At 70.2% G+C, this 15,611-nt stretch carries 11 protein-coding genes; 7 read left to right on the forward strand and 4 right to left on the reverse strand.

Going from position 1 to position 15,611, the window contains the following annotated elements:
* The first annotated feature begins 122 nt into the window (after positions 1-122).
* The 4 genes from AB0G47_RS37120 (at position 123) to AB0G47_RS37135 (ending at position 4,089) form a co-directional block, all read left to right on the forward strand.
* Positions 123-506, forward strand: coding sequence for a hypothetical protein (locus AB0G47_RS37120; protein ID WP_360779280.1), 384 nt, complete (start codon positions 123-125; stop codon positions 504-506).
* Between the two features lie 316 nt (positions 507-822).
* Positions 823-1,563, forward strand: coding sequence for a polyprenyl diphosphate synthase (gene uppS, locus AB0G47_RS37125; protein ID WP_360779282.1), 741 nt, complete (start codon positions 823-825; stop codon positions 1,561-1,563).
* A gap of 391 nt (positions 1,564-1,954) precedes the next feature.
* Positions 1,955-2,698 (forward strand): terpene synthase family protein, encoded by a 744-nt coding sequence (locus AB0G47_RS37130; protein ID WP_360779285.1) that lies wholly within the window; start codon positions 1,955-1,957, stop codon positions 2,696-2,698.
* A 14-nt stretch (positions 2,699-2,712) separates the two neighbouring features.
* The gene (locus tag AB0G47_RS37135; RefSeq protein WP_360779288.1) at positions 2,713-4,089 is read left to right on the forward strand and encodes a cytochrome P450; all 1,377 of its coding nucleotides are present in this window, start codon (positions 2,713-2,715) and stop codon (positions 4,087-4,089) included.
* Here AB0G47_RS37135 and AB0G47_RS37140 read toward each other — a convergent pair.
* Positions 4,086-4,715 carry a chorismate mutase gene (locus AB0G47_RS37140; protein WP_360779291.1) on the reverse strand — a complete coding sequence of 210 codons (630 nt, stop codon included), beginning with the start codon at positions 4,713-4,715 and terminating at the stop codon, positions 4,086-4,088. The two genes, AB0G47_RS37135 and AB0G47_RS37140, sit on opposite strands and share 4 nt — an antisense overlap.
* A 275-nt stretch (positions 4,716-4,990) precedes the next feature.
* On the opposite strand from AB0G47_RS37140, the gene paaK reads away from it, so the two are divergent.
* Positions 4,991-6,277 (forward strand): phenylacetate--CoA ligase PaaK, encoded by a 1,287-nt coding sequence (gene paaK, locus AB0G47_RS37145; RefSeq protein ID WP_360779294.1) that lies wholly within the window; start codon positions 4,991-4,993, stop codon positions 6,275-6,277.
* Positions 6,278-6,467: 190 nt separating this feature from the next.
* Here paaK and AB0G47_RS37150 read toward each other — a convergent pair whose 3' ends face one another.
* Positions 6,468-7,970, reverse strand: a complete 1,503-nt coding sequence (locus AB0G47_RS37150; protein WP_360779297.1) for an acyl-CoA synthetase — start codon at positions 7,968-7,970, stop codon at positions 6,468-6,470.
* Between the two features lie 166 nt (positions 7,971-8,136).
* Between AB0G47_RS37150 and AB0G47_RS37155 the strand changes: the two genes are divergently transcribed.
* On the forward strand, positions 8,137-10,587 hold the full coding sequence (locus AB0G47_RS37155; RefSeq protein WP_360779299.1) for a penicillin acylase family protein: 2,451 nt from the start codon (positions 8,137-8,139) through the stop codon (positions 10,585-10,587).
* A 179-nt stretch (positions 10,588-10,766) separates the two neighbouring features.
* On the opposite strand, the gene AB0G47_RS37160 is transcribed toward AB0G47_RS37155, so the two are convergent.
* On the reverse strand, positions 10,767-12,320 hold the full coding sequence (locus AB0G47_RS37160) for an acyl-CoA synthetase (RefSeq protein ID WP_360779302.1): 1,554 nt from the start codon (positions 12,318-12,320) through the stop codon (positions 10,767-10,769).
* Between the two features lie 200 nt (positions 12,321-12,520).
* Positions 12,521-13,624 (reverse strand): nitronate monooxygenase family protein, encoded by a 1,104-nt coding sequence (locus tag AB0G47_RS37165; protein ID WP_360779305.1) that lies wholly within the window; start codon positions 13,622-13,624, stop codon positions 12,521-12,523.
* Between the two features lie 159 nt (positions 13,625-13,783).
* On the opposite strand from AB0G47_RS37165, the gene AB0G47_RS37170 reads away from it, so the two are divergent.
* Positions 13,784-15,565, forward strand: coding sequence for a serine hydrolase (locus AB0G47_RS37170; protein ID WP_360779308.1), 1,782 nt, complete (start codon positions 13,784-13,786; stop codon positions 15,563-15,565).
* Positions 15,566-15,611 lie beyond the last annotated feature (46 nt).

Consider the following 15,611-nt stretch of genomic DNA (forward strand, 5'->3'; position numbering starts at 1 on the left):
TCGTCTAAGCGGTCTTGTCGAAGTCCGCTGCGGGTCGGCAGTGCCCCGAAAGGGGGCGGGGCTGTGACATGTGCGGCTCCGCCGCGAGGGGGGGTCCCCCCTGTTCGAGCGAAGCCGAGAACTTGGGGGAGCGACCAGCCACGACGGACCCGCAGACGAGTACCGCACTTCCCGCGGAGCGCTTGGTCGTCGGCAAGTCCCTCGGCTCACTCGCCTGTGGCGTCGCGGCCGACCGGAACCTCGCGGCCGCCTGGCTCACCCCGCTCCTGACGTACGACCAGGTGGCCCGCTCGCTCCGGCGGGCCAAGGCGCCGGCTCTCCTTGTCGGCGGGAGCGCCGACGCGCTGTGGGACGCCCAGGTCGCCGAGTCGCTGCACCACGACGTCCTGGAGATCCCCTCGGCGGACCACGCCCTGGAACTCGCGGAGGACACCGTGGGCTCCGTCGACGTACTGCGGCAGGTCGTCGCACGGTTGCACCGCTTCATCGGCTCGCTCGACCACTGAGCGGTCCGCCGGGCCGGTCCCGACGGCCGCGGGCCGGCGCGTGGGTCTTGCGGAGAGAACACCGCGCTTTGAGGGGCGACTTGAGCGCCCTCGGCGGGAGCCGCTGCGGCCTCCGATTGAGGCGTGCGCACCGTCAAGCGCCCCTGATCACGCCTTGGCAACCCCGGCGGAGCGGACCAGGATCTTCAGGGCAGGCCGCCGCCCGCAGCCACCCTCGCGGCACATCCACCTACTCCGCCCATTTCCTTGCTCGTTGAGCCCGCTGGATTCGTATCGGCCGTGTATGCACCGGTCCCAGGCGATAAGGAAGTGCCCGATGAGTACTCCTCCGCGCGACCTCCCACAGCAGAAGGACAACCGCCTCGACCTCGGCCCGGGCAGCGGGCCGCGTCACGTCGCCTTCATAGTGGACGGAAACCGCCGTTGGGCGCAGGCCCATGGCCACCCCGTCGAGCAGGGCCACCGGGAAGGCGCGGACAACGTCTGCCGGGCCGTTCGCTGGTGTGAGGCCGTAGGCATAGAGACCACCACATGGTGGCTGCTCTCGACGGACAACCTCAACCGTGCCGCGGCCGAGCTCCACGAACTCCTGGACATCATCTCCGACTTGACCGACCGGCTGGCGGCGGCCGGGCACTGGAGAATGCGTCACCTCGGGGATCCCCGGCTGCTCCCCAGCTCTCTGGCAGCCTCGCTGCGCGAGGCGGAGGCCGGCACCTGTCGCAATCAGGGCCCTCAGATCAACTTCGCGGTCGGCTACAGCGGCCGGGAGGACATCCTCGCCGCAGCGCGCATGCTGGCCCACCAGGCGGCCGAGTCCGCCGGCTTCACCGTGTCCGAGAGGTCGTTCGCCCAGGCCCTGTCCACCAGCGGTCTGCCCGACCCGGACTTGGTGATCCGCACTTCCGGCGAACAACGTCTCTCCGGGTTCATGCTCTGGCAGGCAGCCCTCTCCGAACTCTATTTCTGCCCTGTCCTGTGGCCCGACTTCACCCAGTCCGATCTGCACTGCGCCCTGGCCTTCTACGGCGCCCGTCAGCGGCGTTTCGGAAAGTAGAGCAGGAAGGAACTGCAGCATGCCCCCTCAGATGCCCCTTCTGTTCCCTGACCTCAGGACGACCGACCCCAAGACGACTGACTCCAGGACATCTGGTTCCAAGACGACTGACTCCCGGACGACTGACTCCCGGTCGACGGACTCCCGGTCGACGGACTCCCGGACGACGGACGACATCTCCGGTTCCTTTCGGCCCCTGAAACCCTGGATTCTCTCCCACCTGGGAAAGGGACGCGAGACATACCCCGCCCACCCGCAGACCGAGCAACTGGAGTCCGCCATTCTCTCCTGGGCGGCGAACCTTGGACTGAGCAAGGTCCATGTCGGGATAGCGGCCCAGGCAACCCCCGGGCACCTGGTGGGCCTTTTCGCCCCACATGCCCCCTGGAATGTGCTGCTCCCGCTGGCCAAGCTGCAGATGATCCTGTTCTGGCTGAACACCGTCGACCTCGGCGGTGATCAGCCGGTCGGTCATCTCATGGAACCCGTGAGGGAAACCTTGGAGACGGGGCATGTGCCGTCCGACGGGCCGGACATCCTGAGGCCGCTGGCCAGTCTGCGCGACGACATCGTCGCGGCGGACGGAGCCGCGCTGATCCCCGGCTTCACGGACCTGCTGCTGGGATTCCTGCACGAGTACACGGCTCGGCAGGCGTGGGAGAACGGGGAACCCCTCCCGAGCCTGGACCGGTACTTGAGGCACCGGACGCGCACGGCGGGGATCGTCCTCGGCATGTGGGTACAGAGGCTTCAGCCCGGCCTCGTCGGGCCGGGGAAGGAGCTTCCCGAACCACTGCTTCACCTCATGAAGCAGGGAAGTCTCCTCATCGGTCTCGACAACGACCTGCACAGTTGCCACGTGGGGGCCGAAGCGGGAGAAAGGCTCAGCCTCATCGGCGTCATCTGCCAGGAATACGGAATTCCCGTGGACATGGCCTTCTCCTGCTCGCTGACCCTCAACGCGGCCATGCGCTACGAGAACGCCAACGCCGCTGCCTCGATCTGCTCGGACGCCTCCCTGCCGGAGGAAGTCAGGAGGCACGCCCAGGCGATCTTCTACTGGGTCGACCCCGTCTACACATGGTCATTGGAGACGCCCCGCTACGGCCTGCAGAGCACCGAAGCCGGTCACTAGACCACGGAGTGGAAATGGCGAGCCTACGTTCGGTCCCCATCGCGCCCAAGGCGCTGCCCCTCGTCGGCCATCTGATTCCGCTGCTGCGGAACCCGCTGGAGTTCATCAACTCCCTGCCCACCCACGGAGAACTCGTCCGCATCCGGCTCGGCCCCTTCACCCTGGTGGTGATCTGTGATCCAGAACTGACCCGGCAGGCCTTGGTCGACGACCGCGTCTTCGACAAGGGCGGCCCGGTCTTCGACCGCGTACGGGAAGTTGTGGGTGATGACGGTCTCGCCAGCTGTCCGCACGGCGCGCACCGGCGGCTGCGCCGGCTGGCCCAGCCGGCCTTCCGCCCGGAACGGTTCCCCGGCTACACAAAGGCCATGAGCGCCTGCGTCGAGGAGGTGACCGGTTCCTGGCATGCCGGACAGGTCCTGGACGTGCCCACCGAGATGATGACGATCACATCCAAGATCACGGCCGCCACCCTGTTCTCCGGTGCGCTGCCCCCCGGCGAACTCGGCCCGGTCCTCGACGACGTAAAGACCTTCTTCGACGGCTTCTACCAGCGCATGTTCATGGTCCCCCCGCTGGACCGGCTGCCCACCTCGGGCAACCGCTCCCATGTGCGCGCACGCACCCGCCTGCGCGACGCCTTCGACCTGATCATCGCCCAGCGCCGCGCGGAGGGCGTCGACCACGACGACTTGCTCTCGGCCCTGATCGCGGCCCATGACCCCAAGGACGACAGTCCCCGCATGACCGACGCGGAGATCAGCGACACGATCGTCACTTTCTTCCTCGCCGGTACGGAGACCACGGCCGCCCTCCTGGCGTGGGCCCTCGACCTGCTGGCCCGGCACCCCCAGATGGCGCGGCGGCTGCACGCCGAGGTCGATGCCGTCCTGGACGGAGCCACGGCCACCCACGCCGATCTGCCGCGCCTGGAACTGACGCACCGCATCGTCACCGAAACCCTCCGGCTCCGACCGCCGGGCTGGATCTTCACCCGCACCGTCACCGCCGACACCCGCCTGGGCGGGCACCTGCTGCCCGCCGGGAGCTGCGTCGCCTACAGCCCCTACCTCATCCACCACCGGCCGGACCTCTACGACAACTCCGAAACCTTCGACCCCGACCGCTGGGACCCCAAGCGCCCTCAGCCGCCCCGCCACGCCCTCCTCCCCTTCGCCGCCGGCGCCCGCAAATGCATCGGCGACGACTTCGCGGTGACCGAGGCCGTCCTTGCCCTCGCGACCATCACCGCCCGATGGCGCCTGGCACACCTGCCAGGACAACAACAGGTCCGCCCCGCCCTGGGGTTGGCACTGCGGCCCGGCAGGCTGCACATGCAGGCAGAGCCCCGCACCGGCACTCATTCAAGTGTCGCGCCAACTGCCGTCTAAGCCCTGCAGACGGACCGAAGCGCCCGCTCCAAGGCGGCGGTGTGCAGCGCGTCGAGGTGTCGGTCGTGCCGTACGTGCACGGCCGCCGCGGTCAGCAGTCCGCCGCAGTAGGGGGCCGTGCGCGCGGACGGCGAGGCGGCGATGGCGCGGACGAGTTCGCCGTTCACGCGGTTGATCTCCTTGCGGACCTCCGCGAGGTCCGGCCGCTCGGTCGGCGCCTGGGACGGGTCGGCGTCCCACCGGTGGTGCAGCGCGCGCTGCACCACCTTGTTCGCCTCGATCTGGTCGCGGAAGATCCGCACCGTCACCTCGGGGTCCGCGCCCACCTCGCGCGCCTGCCGTGCGACGTCGTCGAGGACCTGCTTCTCGCGGGCCGGGTCGTCGATGGGGCTGTCCGTGCCGTACTTGGCGGCCGCGACGAGGTCGGCGGTGGCAAGCCGCTGGGCGGAGAGATCGGCGAGCGGATGGAGCAGGTCGTACGGCGTGCCGTGCGCGAGGGCGGTCCGCTGGACGGGGACGGCGGCGGGAGCGGCGGCGGCCTGCCCGGCACCGGCTCCTCCAAGGAGTACGGCCGCGAGAGCGCCGGCGGTCAGGAAGCGGACTGCGGACGAGGTGCTGCGCTGCACGGGATGTCCCCCTGGAAATGGCCGTGTTGATCGTTCTCGGTGGCCGCCATGGTACGGCGCGACGGCGTGGGCGCCGCGGACGGAGGGTGCGCGGCGCCCGGGTGCAGCTGCCCCCGGCAAAAGCCCGTCCACGCAGCTCACACCGCGGGAAGGGCGACGCGGGAAGCCGTCGTGTGCGATCTCTTGACGGCCGCCTCCGCGACTGGATTACTGACCTCGACAGAAGATCCACGACCGAATGATCGGTCGCCCGTTTGGGACGGGAGAAACTCCATATGACGGCCATGCTGGACGCGGCGGAGCGCCTGGGGCGCGAGGAGCTCGAGGCGCTGCAGCTGGAGCGCCTGCAGGACACCTTGCTGCACGCGTACGAGAACGTGCCCTTCTACCGGGCGGCGTTCGACAAGGCGGGGCTCCGCCCCGACGACTGCCGTACGCTCGCCGACCTGGCCCGCTTCCCGTTCACTGCCAAGACCGACCTGCGCGACAACTACCCGTTCGGGATGTTCGCGGTGGAGCAGTCCGAGGTGCGCCGCCTGCACGCGTCGAGCGGCACCACGGGCCGGCCGACGGTCGTCGGCTACACCGAGCAGGACCTGTCGATGTGGGCGGACGTGGTGGCCCGCTCGATCCGCGCGGCGGGCGGCCGCCCCGGGCACAAGGTCCATGTGGCGTACGGCTACGGCCTGTTCACCGGCGGCCTCGGCGCGCACTACGGCGCGGAGCGGCTCGGCTGCACGGTGATTCCCGCCTCCGGCGGCATGACGGCACGTCAGGTCCAGCTGATCCAGGACTTCCGCCCCGAGATCATCATGGTGACCCCCTCGTACATGCTCACGCTCCTGGAGGAGTTCGAGCGCCAGGGCGTCGACCCGCGCACGACGTCCCTCAAGGTCGGCATCTTCGGCGCCGAGCCGTGGACGGAGGAGATGCGCCGCGAGATCGAGGAGCGGTTCGCGATCGACGCGGTCGACCTGTACGGCCTTTCGGAGGTCATCGGCCCCGGTGTCGCCCAGGAGTGCGTGGAGACCAAGGACGGACTGCACATCTGGGAGGACCACTTCTATCCGGAGGTGGTGGATCCGATCACCGGCGAGGTCCTCCCGGACGGCGAGCGCGGCGAGCTGGTCTTCACGTCCCTGACCAAGGAGGCCATGCCCGTCATCCGCTACCGCACCCGGGACCTGACCCGCCTCCTGCCTGGCACGGCACGGAACTTCCGCCGTATGGAGAAGGTCACGGGCCGCACGGACGACATGGTGATCCTGCGCGGCGTGAACCTCTTCCCCACCCAGATCGAGGAGATCGTCCTGCGCACACCGGGCGTCGCCCCGCACTTCCAGCTGCGCCTGACCCGCGAGGGCCGGATGGACGCCCTGACGGTCCGCGCCGAGTCCCGCGCGGACACGACACCCGAGCGCCGCGACGCGGCGGCCCGGGAGATCGCGACGGCGGTGAAGGACGGCATCGGCGTCTCGGTGACGGTCGAGATCGTCGATCCGGAGACGATCGAGCGGTCGGTGGGCAAGTTCAAGCGGATCGTGGATCTGCGGGACAACTAAGCGGTCTTGTCGAAGTCCGCTGCGGATCGGCAGCGCCCCGAAGGGGCGCGGGGCTGCGACATGTGCGGCTCCGCCGCGAAGGGGGTCCCCCCTGTTCGAGCGAAGCCGAGAACTTGGGGGAGCGACCAGCCACACCACAGCCGCAGACCAGCGACGGCACCTCGTTCACTTCCCGCGGAGCGCTTGGCGCCTAGGACGCGTCGCTGAACCGGTCCCGCAGCTCCCGCTTGAGGATCTTGCCGCTCGCGTTGCGCGGCAGCTCGTCCACGAACAGGATCCGCTTGGGTGCCTTGAAGTGGGCGAGCTTCTCGCGTGCGTGGGCGATCAGTTCGTCCTCCGTGACCTCGCCATTGCGTACGACGACGGCGGTGACCGCCTCGATCCAGCGCTCGTCCGGCAGCCCGATCACGGCGGTCTCGGCGACCCGTTCGTGGGTGTAGAGCGCGTCCTCGACCTGGCGCGACGCGACGAGGACACCGCCTGAGTTGATGACGTCCTTCACCCGGTCGACGACCGTGAAGTAGCCCTCCTCGTCCCGCACGGCCAGGTCCCCGGAGTGGAACCATCCGTCGCGGAACGCCTCCTTGGTCTCCTCGGGCTTGTCCCAGTAGCCCTCGCACAACTGCGGGGAGCGGTAGACGACTTCACCCTGTGTGCCGTCGGGCACCTCCTGGCCGCGCTCGTCCACGACGCGCGCCTCGACGAACAGGACGGGCCGCCCGCAGGAGTCCATCCGCCCCTCGTGCTCGTCGGGCCCGAGGACCGTGGCCAGCGGGCCGATCTCGCTCTGCCCGAAGCAGTTGTAGAAGCCGAGCGACGGGAGCCGTTCGCGCAGCCGTTCAAGGACGGGTACGGGCATGATCGACGCCCCGTAGTAGGCCTTGCGCAGGGCGCCGAGGTCGCGCGTCGCGAAGCCGGGGTGGTTCGACAGACCGATCCACACCGTGGGCGGCGCGAAGAGGCTGTCGGCGCGGCCCGCCTCGACCAGGTCGAAGATCGGCTCGGCGGCGGGCGCGTCGAGGATGGTGTTCTCGGCGCCCACCGCGAGGTAGGGCAGCAGGAAGACGTGCATCTGCGCCGAGTGGTACAGCGGCAGCGAGTGGACGGGCTTGTCCGTCTCCTTGAGGTCAAGGGCGGTGATGGCGCTGACGTATTCGTGCACCAAGGCGCGGTGGGTCATCATCGCGCCCTTGGGGAGGGCGGTCGTGCCGGACGTATAGAGCAGCTGCGCCAAGTCGTCCGTGCCGGGCTCGGCACCGTCGTACGCCGGTGACGACGCGAGCCGTGCAAGCAGGGAGTCGTCCGCGTCGCGCAGGGCGATGACGCGGACGTCGCCGGGAAGGCGCGGCGCGATGTCCGGGTCGGCGAGGACCAGGGAGCTGCCCGACTGGCCGACGATGTACGCCAAGTCGTCGCCGACGAGGTTCTGGTTGACCGGCACATGGACCAGGCCCGCCCGTGAGCAGGCGAGGAAGCCGATGAGATAGGCGTCGGAGTTGTGGGCGTAGGCGCCCACGCGGTCCCCTTGGCCGAGTCCCGCGTCGCGCAGCACCTGCGCCGCGCGGGAGACGGCGTCGTCCAGTTCCGCGTACGTCCAGGAGCGCTCGCCGTAGCGCAGTGCCACCCGTGCCGGCACGCGTCGCGCGCTCCGCCGAAGGACCCCGTCGACCGTGTTTCCGCGTACACCCGTCATGGCGTGATCCTGTGCCCCGCCCGTCACGGCGGTCAAGGCTCCGTACGGGTCGCGAACGTCAAGGCTCCGGACGGGTCGCGAACAAGGCCGGTTCGGCCACTCGATCAAGTGACATACCGGTTGGTACGCTCAACCGCCCCTTCCGCCACACCAGTTGGGAGGCACCATGCGTACCCGCACCAGACGCCTGACGGCCCTCGGCATCAGCCTGCTGACCGCCACGGCCCTCCTGCCGTCGTCCGCCGCCACCGCCGGCGCGGCCGAGGAGCGCTCCACCCGCCCGTCGGGCGGCGGCCTTTCCGCCACCGTCCGCTACACCCAGTACGGCATCCCGCACATCCTCGCCAAGGACTACGAGAACCTCGGCTTCGGCACCGGCTGGGCGCAGGCCGCCGACCAGGTGTGCACCCTTGCCGAGGGATACGTGACCGTGCGCGGGGAGCGGTCACGTCACTTCGGCCCTGACGGCAAGCCCGACGGCTCGCTGTCCTCGGCGACCACGAACCTCTCCAGCGACCTGTACTTCGGCGGTGTCCGCGACACGCGCACGGTCGAGAAGCTCCTCGAGCAGCCCGCCCCCGCCGGGCCGAGCGCCGCGTCGAAGAAGCTGATGCGCGGCTTCGCGGCGGGCTACAACGCCTGGCTGAGGCAGAACCGCGTCACCGACCCGGCCTGCAAGGGCGCCAAGTGGCTGCGCCCGATCACCTCCCTCGACGTGGCCCGGCACGGCTTCGCCGTCCAGGTACTCGGCGGCCAGGGGCGCGGCATCGACGGCATCACCGCCGCGCAGCCGCCGACCGTGAAGACCACGAAACCCACGAAACCCACGAAACCCACGGTCCGGGGCGCGCCCGACCCGGAGCGCACGGCGAAGGCCGCACGCGAGATGTTCTCGGCGGACGACGCCGACATGGGCTCCAACGCCGTGGCGTTCAGCGGGAAGACCACCGCGAACGGCAAGGGCCTGCTGCTCGGCAATCCGCACTACCCCTGGCAGGGCGGCCGCCGCTTCTGGCAGTCGCAGCAGACCATCCCCGGCGAGCTGAACGTCTCGGGCGGCTCGCTGCTCGGCACGAGCGTGGTCAACATCGGCTTCAACGGCGATGTCGCCTGGAGCCACACGGTGGCCACCGGCGTCACCCTCAATCTGCACCAGCTGACCCTCGATCCGGCCGACCCGACCAGCTATCTGGTGGACGGCAAGCCGGAGAAGATGACGAAGCGGACGGTCGAGGTGCCGGTCAAGGACGGCGCACCGGTCACCCGTACGCAGTGGTGGACCCGGTACGGCCCGGTCACCACCGGGCTCGGCTCGCAGCTCCCGCTGCCCTGGTCGGCGAAGACGGCGTACGCGCTGAACGACCCCAACGCGGTGAACCTGCGCGGCAACGACACCGGCCTCGGCTTCGGCAAGGCCCGCTCCACCGACGGCATCCTGAAGTCCCTGCGCGAGACCCAGGGGCTCCCGTGGGTGAACACCGTGGCAGCGGACCGCGCAGGACACTCGCTGCTCACCCAGTCGCAGGTGCTGCCCCGCATCACCGACGACCTGGCGCAGCGCTGCTCCACCGATCTGGGCAAGGTGACGTATCCGGCATCGGGTGTGGCCGTGCTCGACGGCTCGCGCGGCGACTGCGCGCTCGGCTCGGACAAGGACGCGGTACAGCCGGGTGTCTTCGGCCCGTCGAAGATGCCGACCCTCAAGGACGCCCCGTACGCGGAGAACTCCAACGACAGCGCCTGGCTCACCAACGCGGACCGGCCGATCACCGGCTACGAGCGGGTCTTCGGGACGATCGGCACGCAGCGCTCCCTGCGCACGCGCGGCGCGATCGAAGATGTCTCGGCGATGGCCACGAAGGGCGGCCTGACGGTCAAGGATCTCCAGGAGCAGCAGTTCGCCAACCGCGCGCCCGCGGGCGATCTGGCGGCCGACGACGCGGCCCGCACCTGCGCGGCCCTGCCCGGAGGCACGGCAACGGGCAGTGACGGCACGGCAGTCGACGTACGCAAGGCCTGCGACGCCCTCAAGGCCTGGGACCACACCATGAACACGGACAGCAGGGGCGCGCTGCTCTTCGACCGCTTCTGGCGCAAGCTGACGGCCGCCGTGCCGAACGCCCAGCTGTGGAAGGTGCCGTTCTCGGCCGCCGACCCGGTGCGTACCCCGAACACCCTCAACACGGCCGCGCCGGGCTTCGCGACCGCGCTCGCCGACGCAGTGACCGAGCTGAACGAGGCGGGGATCGCGGTCGACGCGCCGCTGGGGCAGAACCAGTTCGTCGTACGCGGCGGACAGCGCATCCCGATCCACGGCGGCACGGAGTCCATCGGCGTATGGAACAAGGTCGAGCCGGTCTGGGACGCGGAGTCCGGCGGCTACACCGAGGTCGCGCACGGATCGAGCCACATCCAGGCGGTGGGCTGGGGCAAGGGCCGCTGCCCGGAGGCCCGCACGCTCCTGACGTACGCGCAGTCGTCGAACCCCGACTCGCCGCACTACAGCGATCAGACGCGGCTGTACACCGATGAGCGCTGGGTCACCTCGCGGTTCTGCGAGAAGGACATCCTGAGCGACCCGAAGCTGAAGGTGGTGAAGGTGCGCGAGCGGCGCTGAGGCTGCGCCGGCCGGATCCGGGTCACACCACACCTGCAGCGCGGTGCGGCCCGGCTCTGTAGTGCTCAGCGGTAGCGGCCGGCCGCTCCGCGGGTAGTGATGTGAGGTGCGCCCGTCGCTCGGCTGCGGGTGCGTTGTGGCTGGTCGCGCAGTTCCCCGCGCCCCTTCGGGGCGCTCGCTTAGAGCGCGCGTTCCAGCCCCTCCCAGTACGGCTCCCGCAGTCGTCGCTTGTACAGCTTGCCGTTCGGGTCGCGTGGCATTGCTTCGATGAAGTCGACGCTCTTCGGGCGCTTGTAGCCCGCCAGTCGGCGTTCGCAGTGGGCGAGGATCTCGGCCGCCAGTGTGTCGCCCGCCGTGTGGCCCTCTGCCACTTCCACGACCGCCTTGACCTGCTCGCCCCACTCGTCGTGCGGAATGCCGAACGCCGCGGCGTCCGCGACGGCGGGGTGGGTGAGCAGTGCGGACTCGATCTCGGCGGGGTAGATGTTGACGCCGCCCGAGATGATCATGTCGATCTTGCGGTCGCGGAGGTAGAGATAGCCGTCCTCGTCCAGGAGGCCGAGGTCGCCCACGGTGAAGAAGTCGCCGATGCGGTTCTTCTTCGTCTTCGACTCGTCCTTGTGGTACGCGAAGCCGCCGGTGCTCATCTTCATGTAGACGGTGCCGAGTTCACCGGGCGGCAGCCGGTTGCCGTCGTCGTCGAAGACGGCCAGTTCGCTGATCGGCCACGCCTTGCCGACCGTGCCGGGCCGCTTCAGCCAGTCCTGGGCGGTGGCGAAGGCGCCGCCGCCCTCGCTCGCCGCGTAGTACTCCTCGACGCACTCGCCCCACCACTCGATCATCGCCCGCTTCACGTGGTCGGGGCAGGGTGCGGCGCCGTGGATGGCGTGCCGCATCGACGACACGTCGTACGCCGCCTTCGTGGCGTCCGGCAGCGCCAGGAGCCGGTGGAACTGGGTCGGCACCATGTGGGTGTGCGTGCACTTGTGCGTGTCGATGAGGCGGAGCATCTCCTCGGGCGTCCACTTGTCCATCAGGACCAAAGGGTGGCCGATGTGCAGGGCTGCGCCCGCGAATTGGAGGACCGCCGTGTGGTAAAGCGGCGAGCAGACCAGGTGCACATTGCCGTCGAAGGGCTTCACCCCGAAGATGCCGAGGAAGCCGCCGAGGTACGACTCCTCGGGGAGCTTCCCGGACAGCGGGCGGCGGATGCCGCGCGGGCGTCCCGTCGTACCGGATGTGTAGTTCATGACCCAGCCGAGGGTGCGGCCGTCCGGTGCCGACTCGGGCTGTCCGTCGAGGAGTTCGGCGTACGGGCGGAAGCCGGGCACCTCGCCCACCGCATAGCGATGGGTGGCCGGGAGCTTAGCCTCGTCGGCGGCCGCGGTCGCCGCGTCCGCGAACCGCTCGTGGGCGATGAGCACCTTCGCGCCCGAGTCGGCGACGATCCAGGCGATCTCGGGGCCGACGAGATGGTGGTTGACGGGGACGAGATAGAGGCCGGCCTGGGAGGCCGCCAGGTACGCGGTGAGGAATTCGACGCCGTTGGGAAGGACGACGGCGAACGCGTCACCGCGCTCGAGTCCCGCGGCGCGCAGTCCGTGGACGAGCCGGTTGACCGCCGCGTGCAGGCGGCGGGCCGTCCACTCCGCTCCGTCGGGTGCGATCAGCATGACGCGGTCCGGGTCCGCCGCGGCCTGCGCCCAGAAGCCGTTGGGGGGCGTGCTGGTCATGGGGGCCTCTCCTCCGTCTCGTGTCCAAGCGGACTCGGTGAAGTGCGGTGCGGTACCGCGCCCCGGAAGGGGCGCGGGTCTGTCACATATGCGGCTCCGCCGCGAAGGGGGTCCCCCCTGTTCGAGCGAAGCCGAGAACTTGGGGGAGCGACCAGCCACGGACGGCCCGCAGGTTCTGCACGGTTGATCCAGCGAAGCGCTTAGTCGCGTCCGGCGATGCGGTTCACGCGGTCGATGGCCTGCTCGAAGCCGCGGGTCAGATCGTCGAAGACGGCCTGGACGCTGCGTTCGCTGTTCATCCGGCCGACGATCTGCCCGACGGGTGTGCCGAGCAGCGGCTGCACCTCGTACTTCTGAATGCGCGAGACGGCCTCGGCGACAAGGAGGCCCTGCAGTGGCATGGGCAGGGTCCCTGGCCCGTCCGGGTCGTCCCAGGCGTCCGTCCAGTCGGTGCGCAGCTGGCGGGCGGGCTTGCCGGTCAGCGCCCGGGAGCGGACCGTGTCGCCCGAACCGGCCGCGAGGAGCTTCTGGGTGAGCGCCGCGGAGTGCAGGTCGGCCTCGGTCGTGGTGAGCCAGAGGGAGCCGAGCCACACCCCTTGCGCGCCGAGCGCGAACGCGGCGGCGATCTGCTCCCCGCTGCCGATGCCGCCCGCGGCGAGCACCGGCAGCGGCGCCACGGCATCGACCGCCTCCGGGGTGAGCACCATCGAGGCGATCTCGCCGGTGTGGCCACCCGCCTCGTAGCCCTGCGCGACGACGATGTCGATACCCGCGTCCGCGTGCTTGCGCGCGTGCCGGGCGCTGCCGGCGAGCGCCGCGACGAGTACGTCGTGGTCGTGGGCGCGCCGGATCACATCGGCGGGCGGTGAGCCGAGCGCGTTGGCGAGCAGCTTGATCGGATAGTCGAAGGCGACGTCGAGCTGGTTCCGGGCGACCTGCTCCATCCAGCCGGTGATGCGCCAGCCGGACGCCTCGCCCTCCGCGAGTTCGGGTACGCCGTACTTGCCCAGGGTGTCCTTGACGAACTGCCGGTGGCCTTCGGGGATCATCGCCTCCACGTCGGCCTCCGTCACCCCCTCGACCTTCTTCGCGGGCATCACGACGTCGAGGCCGTAGGGCCGGTCGCCGACGTGCTCCTGCATCCAGTCGAGGTCGCGGGCCAGCTCGTCGGGTGCCGTGTAGCGGACCGCGCCGAGCACACCGAATCCGCCCGCCCTGCTGATGGCGGCCGCCACCGCCGGGAAGGGCGTGAAGCCGAAGATGGCGTGCTCGACTCCCAGTTTCCTGCTCAGCTCTGTCTGCATGGGCGCAGGATGCCGCAGCGGTGCGGACGACGGAAGAGATTTTCTGATGCGGTGTCAGATTCTTGCGCTGCACCCATGGTTGACAGGGCTCGACCCTGACATGAAAGTTTCAGCAGTCTCTGGCGATCTCGAAAGATAGTTTCAGTTCAGGAGCTCGGTATGAGTGACAGAGCAGGTGGCGGGCTGAGCCGGCGCCAACTGGGCGCGAGGGCCCTGGCCTTGGGCGGGGCGTTGGCCCTGGTGCCGTTCCCGGCGGGGCCCGCGGCGGCGGCAACCAGCGGCGGCGGGCATCCGACGCTGCGCCCCGGCACCCCCGAGCGGGCCGGGCTGCTCGCCGGGCATCTGCGGCAACTGGTCGTCGACGCCGAGCGGTTCCTCGACCCCTCCCCCAAGCACCCGTGGTACGCGGGCGCCGTCCTGCTCGCGGGCCGCGGCGGCACCGTCGCCCTGCACCAGCCCATCGGCAAGGCGGTGCGCTACTCGGCGTACGACGAGAAGACCGACACCGGCGTCGAGTTCCCCGCCGACCGGCAGATCGCCATGGCGAAGGACACGGTCTTCGATCTCGCCTCCGTCTCCAAGCTGTTCACCTCACTGCTCGCGGTGCAGCAGATCGAGCGGGGCACGCTGGAGCTCGAGGCCGAAGTCGCCTCGTACCTCCCCGACTTCGGGGGCGCGGGCAAGCAGGACATCACCGTCCGCCAACTGCTGACGCACACCTCGGGGTTCCGCGCCTGGATCCCCCTCTACAAGGAGCCCACCCGCGAGGGACAGCTGCGCCTCATCTGGAACGAGGCACCGCTGAACCCTCCGGGCACCAAGTACCTCTACTCGGACCTGAATCTGATCTCGCTGCAGCTGGTCCTTGAAGAGATCACGGGTCGTCAGCTGGATGCACTGCTCCACGACGAGATCACTGCTCCACTCGGGATGCACCGCACTCGCTACAACCCGCCCGCCTCCTGGCAGCCGAAGATCGCCGCCACCGAGGACGCCCGACTGCCCTGGTCGGGCCTCGACCGCGGGCTCGTCTGGGGCGAGGTGCACGACGAGAACGCCTTCGGGTTCGGCGGCGTCGCCGGACACGCGGGCGTCTTCTCCTGCGCCTGGGACCTCGCGATCCTCGGCCGTACGCTGCTCAACGGCGGGGCCTACGGCCGCTCCCGCATCCTCACCGCCGAGTCCGTGAAGCTGATGTTCACCGACTTCAACACCGCCTTCCCCGGCGACGAGCACGGCCTCGGCTTCGAGCTCTACCAGCACTGGTACATGGGCGCGATGGCCACCCCGCGCACCGCGGGCCACACCGGCTTCACCGGCACCTCACTCGTCCTCGACCCGACGACCGACTCCTTCCTCGTCGTACTCGGCAACTCCGTTCACCCGGTGCGCAGTTGGCGCTCGGGCTCGGCCCCCAGAGTGGCCGCCGCGAACCGCATGGCACGCGCCGTGCCGGTACGCCCCGCGCGCGGCCGCACCGCCTGGTTCTCCGGCATGGCGAACGCGGCATCGGCCACGCTCGCCCTGCCGCCGCTCACGCTCACCACCGACCGGGCGCGGCTGCGCTGCGCGCTGTGGTGGGACACCGAGCCCGGCTCCGACCTGCTGCGCCTCGAGGCATCGCGCGACGACGGCGGGACCTGGCAGGCGGTGCCCTTCACCACCACGCGCGAGGGCGCGGACCCGCTCCCGCACCCCGACGGCACGGCCACCGGCTGGTCCGGCCGCGTCTGGCACCGCCTGACCGCGGACCTCGCCGCCTGGCAGGGCGAGCAGGTGCGGCTGCGCTGGCGGTACACGACGGACCAGCTGTACGTGGGGCGCGGCGCGTACGCCGACGGACTGCGGGTCGAGGACGGCGACCGTACGGCCTTCGACGAGACGCGGCCCGCCGACGCCGCACGCATCGAGGCGGTGGGCTGGGCGGCATCGGCCGACTGAGGAGGCCGGCGGGTGCAGAAGCGGCGCAGGCTGCCGATGGCGGTGA

This window comes from Streptomyces sp. NPDC021622 (assembly GCF_040640795.1).
GTDB lineage: Bacteria > Actinomycetota > Actinomycetes > Streptomycetales > Streptomycetaceae > Streptomyces.

Excerpts from the sequence above, each read along its gene's own strand:
- uppS (WP_360779282.1), top strand. The coding sequence starts at position 823 with ATGAGTACTCCTCCGCGCGACCTCCCACAGCAGAAGGACAACCGCCTC.
- AB0G47_RS37135 (WP_360779288.1), top strand. The coding sequence starts at position 2,713 with ATGGCGAGCCTACGTTCGGTCCCCATCGCGCCCAAGGCGCTGCCCCTC.
- paaK (WP_360779294.1), top strand. The coding sequence starts at position 4,991 with ATGACGGCCATGCTGGACGCGGCGGAGCGCCTGGGGCGCGAGGAGCTC.
- AB0G47_RS37150 (WP_360779297.1), bottom strand. The coding sequence starts at position 7,970 with ATGACGGGTGTACGCGGAAACACGGTCGACGGGGTCCTTCGGCGGAGC.
- AB0G47_RS37155 (WP_360779299.1), top strand. The coding sequence starts at position 8,137 with ATGCGTACCCGCACCAGACGCCTGACGGCCCTCGGCATCAGCCTGCTG.
- AB0G47_RS37160 (WP_360779302.1), bottom strand. The coding sequence starts at position 12,320 with ATGACCAGCACGCCCCCCAACGGCTTCTGGGCGCAGGCCGCGGCGGAC.
- AB0G47_RS37165 (WP_360779305.1), bottom strand. The coding sequence starts at position 13,624 with ATGCAGACAGAGCTGAGCAGGAAACTGGGAGTCGAGCACGCCATCTTC.
- AB0G47_RS37170 (WP_360779308.1), top strand. The coding sequence starts at position 13,784 with ATGAGTGACAGAGCAGGTGGCGGGCTGAGCCGGCGCCAACTGGGCGCG.